The organism is Microbacterium luteolum (genome assembly GCF_039533965.1).
In the GTDB taxonomy this organism is placed as follows: Bacteria; Actinomycetota; Actinomycetes; order Actinomycetales; family Microbacteriaceae; genus Microbacterium; species Microbacterium luteolum.
Genome location: NZ_BAAAUN010000001.1, coordinates 1,381,653 through 1,394,245 on the forward strand (window position 1 = coordinate 1,381,653; position 12,593 = coordinate 1,394,245).

Consider the following 12,593-nt stretch of genomic DNA (forward strand, 5'->3'; position numbering starts at 1 on the left):
TAACCCGCCTGCGAGACCTAGATCTTCTCGATCGGCGCGACCTTGATGAGGAGCTTCTTCTGTCCCGCCGTGTCGAAGCGCACGTGTGCGATCCGCTTCGCTCCCTCGCCGGTCACGGCATCGACCCGACCCTCGCCGAAGTCGACGTGACGGATGCGGTCGCCGGCGGTGAGCTCGAGGTCGCCGTTGTCGCGCATCTTGGCGGTGACCCGGTTGGGGAACTTGTCCATCGCCGTCGAGAGCGGCTTTAGCGAGTCCCTGCCGGGCAGCGCCTTGACACCGAACCGGTCGCCCGAACCCGAGCCGCCGAATCCCCCGGAACGACGCGCATTCAGGGCACGGGACTGCATGCCTCCGCGCGAGTTGACGTCGCCCGGCGACTGCCGCCAGTCGATCAGCGCAGCCGGGATCTCCTGCAGAAACCGGCTCGGCATGGCGACGGTGACCTCGCCGAACTGGGCCCTGGTCATGGCGAGCGAGAGGTGCAGGCGCTTGCGCGCACGGGTGATGCCGACGTAGAAGAGGCGACGCTCCTCCTGCGGACCACCGGGCTCGCCTGCCGAGATGCGGTGAGGGATGAGGTCTTCCTCGACGCCTGTCACGAACACGGCGTCGTACTCGAGGCCCTTCGCCGTGTGCATGGTCATCAGGGAGACCGTTCCCGACTCGTCGTCGAGGTCATCGGCATCCGACACCAGTGCGACCTCGGTGAGGAAGTCGACGATCGTGCCCTCGGGGTTGTTGCGCGCGAAGTCGCGGGCGACGGCGACGAACTCGTCGAGGTTCTCGACACGGGCCTCGTCCTGCGGGTCGCGGCTCGCGCGGAGCGAATCGAGGTACCCGCTCTTCGAGAGCAGCAGGCTCAGACCGTCGGCGACGGTGGTCGGAGCCGGAAGCTCACCGGACGCCGGGAGCATGATCGCGGTCGCCTCGGCGAGCACGGCGTCGAGGTGCGCGATCGCGGCCTGGATCTTCGGGCCGAAGCCGAGCTGAGCCGAGTTCGCCAGAGCATCGCGGAAGCTGATGTCGTGCTCTTCCGCGAAGCGCGCGATCGCGGTCTCGGTCACATCGCCGATGCCGCGACGCGGCTTGTTCAGGATGCGGCGCACCGACATCTCGTCGGCCGGATTCGCGACCGCCACGAGGTACGCGAGGGCGTCTTTGATCTCGGCGCGCTCGTAGAACTTCGTGCCGCCCATGATCTTGTACGGCACGGCGGAGCGGATGAAGATCTCCTCCAGGGCACGGGACTGCGAGTTGGTGCGATAGAACACGGCCATCTCGGAGTACGGCATACCCGCCCGCCGCAGCACCTCGATCTCGTCGGCCACGAACTGCGCCTCGTCGTGCTGCGAGTACCCCGTGAACCCGATGATGGCGTCGCCGTCGCCCTTGTCGCTCCAGAGCTTCTTGTCCTTGCGGTCGAAGTTGTTCCCGATGACGGCGTTCGCCGCGGACAGGATGTTCTGCGTGGAGCGGTAGTTCTGCTCGAGCAGCACCACCCTGGCGCCGGGGAAGTCGCGCTCGAACTCGCTGATGTTGCGGATGTCGGCACCGCGGAATGCGTAGATCGACTGGTCGGAGTCGCCGACCACCGTGAGCGAGGCGCCCTCGAGGGCGGGGGTCGTCTCGGGTTCGAAGATCATCATGCCGTTGGAGGCATATGGATCGGGGGCGTCGGACGAGACCGGCCGCGTCAGCTCATGGATCAGCGCGTACTGTGCGTGGTTGGTGTCCTGGTACTCGTCGACGAGGATGTGCCGGAACCGGCGACGGTACGTGTCGGCGACCTGCGGGAACGCCCGGAACAGGTAGACGGTCTGCCCGATGAGGTCGTCGAAGTCGAAGGCGTTGGCCTTCCGCAGCTGGCGCTGGTAATCGGCGAAGAGCTCGACGAATTTGCGCTCCACCGGGTCGCTCATGTTGGCCTGGCGTGCGTAGGACTCGGCGTCGGACAGCTCGTTCTTCAGCTTCGAGATGCGCCCCATCACCGAGGCCGGTGTGAGTCCGTAGGCGTCGGCCTCGTGCTCTTTGACCAACCGCTTGAGGAGGGCGCGGGTGTCACCCGAGTCGTAGATGGTGAATGACTTCGTGAAGCCGAACTGCTCGGCCTCGCGGCGGAGGATGCGCACGCACGCGGAGTGGAAGGTGGAGATCCACATGCCGCGGGCGGCGTCGCCGATGAGCCCCGCGACGCGCTCGCGCATCTCGCCGGCGGCCTTGTTCGTGAACGTGATCGCGAGGATCTGGCTCGGCCATGCCTCGCGGCCACGCAGCAGCGAGGCGATGCGGCGCGTGAGCACGCTCGTCTTGCCTGATCCGGCGCCCGCGACGATGAGCAGCGCGGGTCCGCGATAGGTGACGGCTTCGAGCTGCTGCGGGTTCAGTCCGGCGAGGAGGTCGTCCTGTCCCTCGGCCCCGGAGGAGCGGGGACCGGCGGTTCCGGGGACGATGAGGGGAGCTTCGGTCATGGCCTTATGAGTCTAGGCGGCGGCACCGACACCGCGGCACGGATCTGCCCCCGGGCACGGCCGCGGGAGGGCACGCGAACGGACTCGCGCACCCTCCCGACGTCCTCAGGCCGTGCGCTTCCGACGGCGCACGGCGACAGCGCCCGCCGTCAGCAGCATCAGCGCGAGCGCGACAGCCGCGATGGGCAGCTCCGAACCGGTGGCGGCGAGGCCACCGGAGGCAGCCGTGATACGGATGTCCGCCCATCCGAGCAGCGTGCCGTCGGCGGCGTACACCGCGATCCGGTGAGCGCCGAGCGCGGCATCCGCCGGGATCGTGACGGTCAGGGCTCCGGATGCCGAGAGCGATCCGGTCGCGATGCGCACCGGGTCGGAGTACATCCAGACCGCGACGTCCTCGCCCGCGGCATCCGCCCCGACCGTGACCGTGACCTTCTGGCCGCGCGTCGCGACCGCCGGGTCCACCGTCACGCCGTTGCGGTTGCCGTCGACCAGATCCGTGCCGGGCAGCGGTGGCGTCTCCCCGCCGGGGTTCTCGCCGTCGACGCCCGGAAGGGTACCGACGCGCAGCGCCTCCGAGGCGAATCCGTCGGCGAACCACCAGACCGGGCGCTGACCCTCGACCGACAGCGAGGCCGGCGCCGTGGCGAAGCCCTCGTTGTTGATGTCGGGCATGCCGGCGGGGCGCGCGTAGTGCGCGATCCCCGGCTTCGCCGTGCCGTTCAGCGTGATCTCGGCCGAGCGGCCCTGGCATCCGTCGTCGCAGACGGCCCACAGCGTGTTCCGCACGGTGTCGTAGTCCAGCCCCATCACACCGGTGAGGCCGGGCGCGATCTCGGACACGAGCGTCGCCGTGCCGTCTGCGCCGAGCGAGAAGCCGTACACGTGCCCGTTGTCCTCGACGGCGACGAAGAACAGCCCGTCGCCGTGACCCGCGTAGCCCGCCGGGTCGTACGCCGCGCCGGTGTTGTCGTCGAAGAGCTTCCCCGCGAGCGCCGCGTCGGGCACCCACTGGACCGCCTCCATGCCGAGGTTGGCTCCGACGGCCGGAAGCAGCGCGGTCAGATCCCACTCCTGCTCGGCGACGAGGTCGCCCGCCGCGGCATCCGGATCCACCTTCAGCACGACGTTCTGGTTCACGCCCTTCGCGCTGTTGTCGCGCTCGGAGGCGACGTAGACGCTGCCCGCACCATCGACCGTGATGCCCTCGGTGTCCGGGCCTGCGGCGCCGGGGTTCGCGGCGTCCTTCTGGAAGCGGACGCGCTTGCCGTCCTCCCAGCCGTCGACCTTCTCGACCGAGCCGTCGGCGTGCGCCTCGAGCTTCCAGATGCGGCCCTCGCCGTTGTCGACGGCCCAGAGGAACGCGCCGTCGGCGGTCTCCTGCACGTCGAGACCGGAGCTGTCCTCGAGGAACGTCGGGACCTCGTCGAGCGCGCGCACGTCCGCGGATCCGGGCCACGGCGAGACGACGACCTCGCCGTCGCACACGTTCGCGGCACCCTTGGTCGGTTCTGCCGTGACCGCGAACACACCCGTGGCGTCGGGGCAGCGACCCCACGTCGTCGCCGCGTGTCCCTCACCCCAGGTGGTCTCATCGATCAGCAGGTCGCCGTCGAACAGGCGCACCGCGTCGCCGCCGCCGAGGCCGAAGCCCAGCTGCTCGCGCTCGATCACGAGGTATCCGCCGGCCGGGATCGAGGAGCCTGCCGGGATCACGTAGGCGTGCGCGTCGTCATCGTCCTTCACGACGATGCCCGAGACGTCGAGGGTCCCGGTCGTCGGGTTCACCAGCTCCACCCAGTCGTCCGGGGAGCCGCCGTCGGACTCGACCTCGTTGATCCGCACCGGGTTGCCGCAGGCGTTGCGAAGGCCCTTGGTCGAGACGGCGACGTCGGCGAACTCGCCCGTGCCGTCGGCGCAGCGCGCCCAGACGCCATCGGCGTGGGTCGCGTACACGTGCTCGTCGACCGTGTTGCCGTTGGCGTCGCGGATCGTCACAGTGTCGCCGTTCCCGAGCCCGAAGCTGAAGTTCGCGGGCTGGTCGAACACGAAGAAGGCGCCGGGCTCGAGGACCGTGCCGGCCGGAAGCGGCGTGGTCTCGGAGGCGTGGCCGTTCGGGTCGTTGTCCATCACGGACCAGCCGGAGAGGTCGACCGCCGTCGCGCCGGTGTTGACGACCTCGACCCAGTCGGTCGTGTCGCCGTTCGACTCGACCTCGTTGATGACCACGTCGGGCATCACGCAGGAGTTCGCCGCACCCGGAGTGGGGCGGGCCAGCAGGAACGCTCCCTCGCCGTCGGGGCAGCGCGCCAGGGTCGCCGCCGCGAAGTCGCCGTCGATCGCCGCGTGCCCCTCCCAGGGAAGCGTGTCGTCGATCATCGTCCCTGTGGTGTCGTACAGCCGGATACGGTCGGCGCTGCCGATGCCGATCGGGTCGCGGAACGCGGTCTCGACACCGCCGACGAGTCCGATGGTCCCCTCCTCCACGACGAGGAACGCGCCCGCGTCGATCGTCGTGCCCGGCAGGAACTGCCAGTGGTGGTCGTCGGAGTTGTCGCGGATCTCGTAGCCCGAGATGTCGAGGGCCGCGTCGCCGGGGTTGTGGAACTCGACCCAGTCGGCGGGCTGCGAATCCACCTCGTTGATCACGATCGCGCCCGAGACGGGCGCCACGGTGCAGTCGTTCGCCGCTCCCGGCGTGGCAGCCGTCGCGTGCGCCCAGTCACCTGTGCCGTCGGGGCAGCGCGACCAGTCCGACAGCGGTGCGGTGTTCTCGTACGCGTACGCGTCGATCTCCGCTCCGGCCGGATCGAACAGCACGACCTCGTCGCCCTTGCCGAGACCGAAGGAGAAGTCGACGTCCTTCACGAGCACCAGGAACTCGCCGGGAGCCAGCGACGTGCCCTCGGGTGCGAACCCGAAGGTGTCGCGCTTCTCGTCGGCGATGTACCAGCCGTCGAGATCGACCGACTCGCTGCCGGCGTTGTAGAGCTCGACCTGATCGGCGAGACCGGTCGCCGCGTCGTCGTAGATGATCTCGTTGAGCACGAGACCCGCGGTCGCGGTCGCGCCCGGAGCCTCTTCGAAGGGGCGGATGCCGGGATCGGCGCCGACTGCGGCGGCCGGGGTGGCGAGCAGGGCGGCGGCGCTGAGGGCGCACGCGGCCGTGACCGCCGCTGCGAAGTGCAGGCGGGGCATGGAGGACTCCTGGCTAGGGGTTCAGACGGGTAGGCCTCCAGACCACCGAGTCCGCGTGGCCGCGCGGAGACGCGCGGATGCACAGCAGGTGAACGACGCGTGGCCGTTCACCCGACAGCTGCTGAGTTCAGGCGATGCGGGTCCCCGGTGGCAGCCGTCGCGCAGGAGTGCGCGTGCGCGACCAGGCTCCGGCGAAAAGTCCGCCCGCGATGACGATCTGCACACCCAATCCGACGAACCAGCTCGGCACGGTCGAGCCGAGCACTTCCTCCGGCGTGCGATAGCCGCCGTTCTCATCGCATTCGTCCCAGCGCTGCTCGAGCGGGGACAGCTGTGCACTGCGCACGCCGAACTTGATCTGGCCGAAAAGGTCGACGGGGTATCCGTCCGGGGAGAACTTCGTCGGCGTCGCATCCGCGAGCACGACGAACGGGTTCGCCGCGAGTACCCACCAGACGAGATCGAACCTCGGCACGTCGTACGTGGTCGTCACCTCCCAGTTCTCGCAGTCGACGTCGCCCGTCGCGTCGTGCGGACGGTTGTAGCTCGTCGCCTCCCCTCGCACCGCCATGCCGCCGAGGGCGAACACGATGAGGGTGCCGATGACGAGGGTGGCGACGACGAGATAGGTCGTCGCGACCGAGAACAGCGGACGCGCGAGGAGGCCGCTCAGTCCGACGCCGATCGCGGCGACCACGATGATCTCGGCGGCCAGGATCAGTAGCGAGACGACCAGCACCCATCCGTCGGCGCCGCCGCCGAGCAGCGAGAAGGCGAGGAACGGCAGCGCGACGACCAGGAACGCCCCACCCGTCGCGATGGCGGCGACGAGCTTGCCGATCATGATGTCGCCGGTGGACGCTGCCGTGACCTGGATCGCGGCGAGAGTCGCGGCATCGCGGTCGCCGTTGATCGCGTTGCCGCTCAGCGTCGGCGAGACGAGCACGACGAGCAGCAGCACGATGTTCACGACGATCGAGTAGACCCCGGCGCCGACGTCGTCGCCCCAGGAGTACACGGCGAACGCGAGGCCCGTGATGCCGAGCAGCACGACCGCGAACACGCCGAGCAGGACGTACCAGCTCACGCTGCGGAGCCGCTGCGTCAGCTCGAGTCGGGCGATCGTGCCGATATGCGAGATGCTCATGCGCCCGTCTCCTCTCCGGGGAACCTCACGGTCGGTGCGGGTGGCGGCGGCGCTGCCGGCTGATGCGACGGAAGGTTCAGGAACGTGTGCTCGAGGGCGCTCTGCGCCGGCGCGAACTCGGTGATAGGAAGGCCGGCCGTGACCAGCGTACGCAGCGACTGCGCCGCCGCATCCTCGCTCGCGAAGCCGACGAGCACGGCACCTCGATCGGCTCCGAGCAGTTCGGGGGCGATCCCGAGATGGGAGGCGACCTGCCAGGTGTCGGCGCTCATCCGCTCGGGGTGGGCGCCGGCCAGCCGGATCCGCCATGCCCGCACCGCCGCCTGCGCCGGGGCGGCGTCGACGACCGCTCCCGCGACGAGGAAGACCGCATCGTCGACGACCTCCTCCAGCTCGGAGAGGATGTGGCTCGAGATCAGTACCGTGCGCCCCTCGGCGGCGAAACGGCGCAGCAGCTCGCGCAGATGCACGCGCGCCTCGGGATCGAGACCGGATGCCGGTTCGTCGAGCAGCAGCACCCGAGGATCGTGGACCAGCGCTCTGGCCAGTCCGAGCTTCTGCTTCTGCCCGCGCGAGAGAACCTTCGCCGGAGAATCGGCGAGGTCGGCGAGCCCGACGAGGGCGAGAAGCTGCTGGGCGCGGACCGCGGCATCCGGCTTCGGGATGCCGTAGAGCAGCGCCGTCGTGACGATCGTCTCCCGTGCCGTGAGCGAGGGCCAGGCGCCGAGGGCATCCGGCATCCAGCCCAGGAGGCGGCGCGCGGCCAGCGGATCCGCCGACGGGTCCACTCCCCCGATGCTGATCGATCCCGTGTCCGGGGCGAGGAGGGACGCGAGCATCAGCAGGAGCGTGGTCTTGCCCGCACCGTTCGGTCCGACGAGCCCGGTGACGCGGCCCGGCTCCGCACGGAGCGTCGCCCCGCGCACCGCCTGAACCGTCCCGAATGCTCTGCTGACGTCTTGCACGACGATTCCGGTCATGCCGTCAGTCTGGCATCCGGACGCCGCGAGGTCGGGGAGCTCCGGGCGGATGCTCAGCCACCGCAGACGGCAGGTGACACAATCAGCGGATGCGCACGATCCTCAACATCATCTGGGTCATTCTGGCCGGATGGGCTCTGTTCCTCGGCTACATCCTGGCCGGTGTGCTGCTGTGCATCCCGATCATCACGATCCCGTGGGCGATCGCGTCGTTCCGCATCGCGCGCTACGCGATCTGGCCGTTCGGCCGCGAGGTCGTCAGCAAGCCGACCGCCGGCGTCGGCTCCTTCCTCGGCAATGTGCTCTGGGTGATCCTCGCCGGCTGGTGGCTCGCGATCGGGCACATCATCTCGGGCATCGCGCTGTGCATCACGATCATCGGCATCCCGATGGGCATCGCCGACTTCAAGATGGTGCCGGTCTCGCTGATGCCGCTCGGCAAGGAGATCGTCTCCACCCGCAAGGGCGCTTTCGACCGCACGCTCTGACGCCGGCGCCGCGAGTCAGCTGCGGAAGAAGCTCACGCCGAGGTCAGGGTGGTCGACGAACACCCCGTCCACTCCGGTGCGGGCGATCACACCCCACTCCGACTCGTAGTCGCCGAAGGCCCCCTTGCTTCCGGGGCCGCGGAACTCCGCCGCGAGGAATGCGTTCTCGGGGCGGCACGTCCACGTGAAGACCTTGAGGCCTCGCTCATGCGCATCCTGGACGATCGTGTTGCCCCGAGCCAGCAGCATCCGCTTGCTCACGCTGATGCCGTCGACCTTCCCGATCAGTCCGTCGAGACCCCGCGGCGTCACGGTCGCCTTGTAGGTGAGCGCCTGCTTGCCCTCGGCGACGAACAGGTCGTACGGGCGTCCCGCCGCCTCGATGAGGTACACGTACGACGCCGCGATCCCCCGCGCGCGCAACTGGCCGAGCACGGTGGACTCGAAGCACTCGATGATCAGCGGCAGCTCTCCGTCGGCCCAGCCCGCGTCGCGGAGCTCCTGCTCGATGAGCGGCGCCAGGTCCAGGCCGATGCTGGCGAAGTACGTCGCGTGCTTGACCTCGAGCACGACGCCGATCTCGCGCCCGTGCTCCGCCGAGCCCTCGCGCACGATGTCGAGCACGTCGCGGAGGCGGAGGATCGCCTGGGAGTCGTCGAAGCTCGCGCTGGTCGCGCGCACCTCGGGCAGCCGCTCGCGCCCGCGCAGGGTCGACAGCTCCGCCCAGGTGAAGTCCTCGGTGAACCAGCCCGTCAGCGCCTGCCCGTCGACGCGCTTGGTCGTCTTGCGGTCGGCGAACTCCGGATGCCGGGCGATGTCGGTGGTGCCGGAGATCTCGTTCTCGTGGCGGACGACCAGGACGCCGTCCTTCGTGGCGACGACGTCGGGCTCGACCGCGTCGACACCCATCGCGAGTGCGAGTTCGTAGGAGGAACGGCTGTGCTCCGGGCGGTAGCCGGGCGCACCGCGATGCCCGATGACGAGGGGCGATTTCCTTGGCACGCTCTCAGCTTAGAACACCCCATACCCCCCACCACGCGGGTATCGTAGAGGAAAGCGACCTACGACCCCCTTTTGGAGTGAGGCCCACCAATGAGCAACTTCGCCTTCAACAACCCGGCGTTCAAGCAGCAGGATCCGCGCAATGTCGCGACCTACCCGGGCGGACCGCAGGCCGCTCAGGGTGCGCAGAACGCCTCCTTCCAGCACGCCACGATGGATGCCGCGGCCAACGCGCAGCTCGAGGGCATGTACGCGGCACCTCCCGCCGGAGCGATCGAGACCGACCGGATGTCCGTCGAGGACACCGTCTGGAAGACCGCCGGCCTCTTCGCCATCCTCCTCGTGACCGCAGCCGTCGGCTGGGTCTGGACGCTCGGCGGGGTCGACCTCAGCTCCACGCAGAGCGTCTCGATGCTGCCGTGGATCATCGGCGCCCTCGGCGGCTTCGTGCTCGCCATGGTCATCACGTTCACGTCGCGCAAGAAGGTGCGTCCCGCGCTGATCTTCGCCTACGCGGCCTTCGAGGGCCTGTTCGTCGGTGGCATCTCGGCGTTCTTCGAGATCATCTACCCGGGCATCGTCTTCCAGGCGACCCTCGCGACGGTCTCTGTCGTCGGCGTCACGCTGGCTCTCTTCGCGAGCGGCAAGATCCGCGCCTCGAAGAAGGCGACCAAGGTCTTCATGATCGCGATGGTCGGCTACCTCGTCTTCTCGCTGCTGAACCTCGTCCTGATGTGGACGGGCGTGCTGCCGGAGGGACAGGCGTTCGGCCTGCTCAGCGCCTCGATCGCCGGCATCCCGCTCGGCCTGATCATCGGTGTGCTCGTCGTCATCATGGCCGCGTACTCGCTGGTGCTCGACTTCGACCAGATCCAGCAGGGCGTCCGCAACGGCGCTCCGCGTCAGTTCGGCTGGATGGGTGCCTTCGGCATCATGGTCACGGTCGTCTGGCTGTACGTCGAGATCCTGCGCATCATCGCGATCGTCCGCAGCAACTGATCACGAGCGCCTGCTGATCTCAGCTCGCGTCGAGAGGCCCGTCTCCCTGGGGAGGCGGGCCTCTTGCCATATCCGGGGAGGTGCGCGCAAGGGGGTGTCTTCCAGGGTGACCGAGCGGCATAGTCATCTGCGAGACCCGACACCACGGGTATTCGCAACACAAAGGAGCAGACCATGAGTTTCCTCGGATTCCTTCTTCTCGGCCTCATCGCCGGCGCCATCGCCAAGCTGATCCTCCCGGGCAAGCAGGGCGGCGGATGGATCGTCACGCTCCTGCTCGGCGTGGTCGGCGCCTTCCTCGGCGGCTGGCTCGGATCCGTCATCTTCGGCGTGGGTCTGGAAGAGTTCTGGAGCCTGCAGACCTGGCTCCTCGCGATCGGCGGCGCCATCGTCGTGCTGCTGATCTACGGCCTGATCGTCGGTCGCGGCAGCAAGGCCCGCAACTGAGCGGATACTGACGCCCGCACAGCACCCAGAGGCCCGTCCCTTCGGCAGCGAAAGCTCCCGGAGGGACGGGTCATCTTTCGTGTCCGTGCGCCTTGCGGTTCAGCAGCGCCCTCTCCCGGTCGTTCCCGGCGAGCCCTGCGGCCACGGCGAACTCGCTCCGTGCCTCTTCCTCGCGCCCGAGACGCAGCAGCAGCTCCCCGCGCGTGGCCGGCAGCAGATGGTAGCCCCGCAGCACGCCCGACGAGGACAGCTGGTCGATGATCCGCAGCGCCGATGCCGGCCCCGTGGCCATCGCCACCGCGGCGGCCCGGTTCAGCTCGACCACCGGTGACGGAGCGATCCGGCCGAGCGCTTCGTAGAGCAGCACGATCCGGTCCCAGTCCGTGTCGTCGACGGATGCCGCGACGGCATGGCACTCGGCGATCGCGGCCTGCAGGCTGAACGCCCCGCGACCGCGACCGACGGCATCCGCCGCAGCCAGCGCCGCACGACCCCGCGAGATGCGGCTGCGATCCCAGCGGCGCCGGTCCTGGTCGGCCAGCAGCACCGGATCGCCGTTCGCGTCCACGCGGGCGGGGAAACGCGCCGCGGTCAGCTCCATGAGCGCGAGCAGACCGTGTACCTCCGGCTCTCCCGGCATGAGCGCCGCCATCACTCTGCCGAGCCGGATCGCCTCATCGCTGAGTTCCGGCCGCATCCAGTCCGGACCGCTCGACGCCGCATGGGCCTCGTTGAAGATCAGGTACAGCACGCCCAGGATCGCTCCGAGGCGCTGCGCGTGCTCCTCGCGAGGGGGCACCTCGAACGGCGCGTTCGCGGCGGCCAGCGTCTTCTTCGCGCGCACGATCCGCTGCTGCACGGTCGCCGTCGGCACGAGGAAGGCCCGCGCGATCTCCTCGCTCGACAGACCTGCCACGACGCGGAGCGTGAGGGCGACCTGCGCCTCCTTCGAGAGCACCGGGTGGCACGCGATGAAGATCAGGCGCAGGACGTCATCGTCCACGGCATCCGGATCCCACAGCATGTCGCCCGCTTCCGCCTGCTCGCGCTCCAGGTCGTGGGCCAGCAGCGCGACCCGCGCGTCCAGCCGCTCGCGGCGACGCCAGCCGTCGATGGCCTTCCGCTTCGCGACCGCGGTCAGCCAGGCCGCCGCGTTGCGCGGAACGCCCTCGACCGGCCACTGCCGCAGCGCGTCCACCAGCGCCTCCTGCGCGAGGTCCTCTGCGAGACCGAAGTCGCCGACGAGACGAGTGAGCGCGCCGACGATGCGGGCGGACTCGATGCGCCAGACAGCGGCGACGACGCGCTCCACCGACCCCTGATCGGGGGCGGAACGCGCCGTCTCGCTGTGAGAGGAATCGTCCATCACTGCTGCGCGCGCTGAGCCTGCTCGTCGCGCCAGCCGGCTTCCTTCTCGATCCACTCGTTGTCGGCGGGGAAGTCCTCGACACCGGTCACCCGACGCACCTCGAGGAACGAACCGGGTCCGAGGGGAGCACGACTCGCCCACTCCGCCGCCTCCTCGCGGCTGGAGACCTCGATGATCCAGAACCCGTTGAAGAGCTCCTTGGTCTCACCGTAGGGGCCGTCGGTGATCAGGGGCGTCTCGGCGCTGAAGTCGACGACGAAGCCCTCGGCGGCATCCGTCAGTCCCTCGCCCGCTGCCAGCACGCCGGCCTTGATCATGGACTCGTTGTACTTTCCCATGGCCTCGATGACCTGCTCGAACGGCATCTCCTTGAAGGACTCCACCGCTTCGTCAGTCGCGCGCATGATGAGCATGTACTTCATGATGTTCTCCTTGTTCGAGGGGGCCGTCTCTCGACCCTCTCATCACAGACGTCGAACGGGAATGCCCCGG

Annotated in this window: 10 protein-coding genes; 3 read left to right on the top strand and 7 right to left on the bottom strand. The window is 69.2% G+C overall.

The window, feature by feature from the left end; translation table 11 throughout:
- Positions 1–17 precede the first annotated feature (17 nt).
- From ABD648_RS06725 to ABD648_RS06740, 4 genes are all read right to left on the bottom strand, one after another.
- A complete protein-coding gene (locus ABD648_RS06725) occupies positions 18–2,471 on the bottom strand; it encodes an ATP-dependent helicase (RefSeq protein WP_282214200.1) in 2,454 nt (817 codons plus the stop codon).
- 105 nt (positions 2,472–2,576) lie between these two features.
- Positions 2,577–5,669: a lamin tail domain-containing protein gene (locus ABD648_RS06730; protein ID WP_282214201.1), complete on the bottom strand. Its 3,093-nt coding sequence runs from the start codon at positions 5,667–5,669 to the stop codon at positions 2,577–2,579.
- A gap of 127 nt (positions 5,670–5,796) precedes the next feature.
- Complete coding sequence (locus ABD648_RS06735) at positions 5,797–6,816, bottom strand: ABC transporter permease (protein WP_282214202.1); 1,020 nt, start codon at positions 6,814–6,816, stop codon at positions 5,797–5,799.
- Positions 6,813–7,796, bottom strand: a complete 984-nt coding sequence (locus ABD648_RS06740) for an ABC transporter ATP-binding protein (protein WP_282214203.1) — start codon at positions 7,794–7,796, stop codon at positions 6,813–6,815. Before ABD648_RS06740 ends, ABD648_RS06735 begins: the two co-directional genes overlap by 4 nt.
- Positions 7,797–7,885: 89 nt before the next feature.
- Here ABD648_RS06740 and ABD648_RS06745 point away from each other — a divergent pair, with 89 nt between their 5' ends.
- Positions 7,886–8,284 (top strand): YccF domain-containing protein, encoded by a 399-nt coding sequence (locus ABD648_RS06745; RefSeq protein WP_282214204.1) that lies wholly within the window; start codon positions 7,886–7,888, stop codon positions 8,282–8,284.
- A gap of 15 nt (positions 8,285–8,299) precedes the next feature.
- Here the strand turns inward: ABD648_RS06745 and ABD648_RS06750 are convergent, their stop codons facing one another.
- Positions 8,300–9,286, bottom strand: a complete 987-nt coding sequence (locus tag ABD648_RS06750; protein WP_282214205.1) for a glycerophosphodiester phosphodiesterase family protein — start codon at positions 9,284–9,286, stop codon at positions 8,300–8,302.
- A 90-nt stretch (positions 9,287–9,376) separates the two neighbouring features.
- Here ABD648_RS06750 and ABD648_RS06755 point away from each other — a divergent pair, with 90 nt between their 5' ends.
- Both ABD648_RS06755 and ABD648_RS06760 read left to right on the top strand, forming a co-directional pair.
- Complete coding sequence (locus ABD648_RS06755; protein ID WP_282214206.1) at positions 9,377–10,285, top strand: Bax inhibitor-1/YccA family protein; 909 nt, start codon at positions 9,377–9,379, stop codon at positions 10,283–10,285.
- A gap of 174 nt (positions 10,286–10,459) precedes the next feature.
- A complete protein-coding gene (locus ABD648_RS06760) occupies positions 10,460–10,732 on the top strand; it encodes a GlsB/YeaQ/YmgE family stress response membrane protein (protein WP_116634600.1) in 273 nt (90 codons plus the stop codon).
- 70 nt (positions 10,733–10,802) lie between these two features.
- Here the strand turns inward: ABD648_RS06760 and ABD648_RS06765 are convergent, their stop codons facing one another.
- Together ABD648_RS06765 and ABD648_RS06770 are read right to left on the bottom strand one after the other, a co-directional pair.
- A complete protein-coding gene (locus ABD648_RS06765; protein WP_282214207.1) occupies positions 10,803–12,098 on the bottom strand; it encodes an RNA polymerase sigma factor in 1,296 nt (431 codons plus the stop codon).
- The gene (locus ABD648_RS06770; RefSeq protein ID WP_282214208.1) at positions 12,098–12,523 is read right to left on the bottom strand and encodes a YciI family protein; all 426 of its coding nucleotides are present in this window, start codon (positions 12,521–12,523) and stop codon (positions 12,098–12,100) included. The genes ABD648_RS06765 and ABD648_RS06770 overlap by 1 nt, the downstream gene beginning before the upstream one ends.
- Between the last annotated feature and the right edge of the window lie 70 nt (positions 12,524–12,593).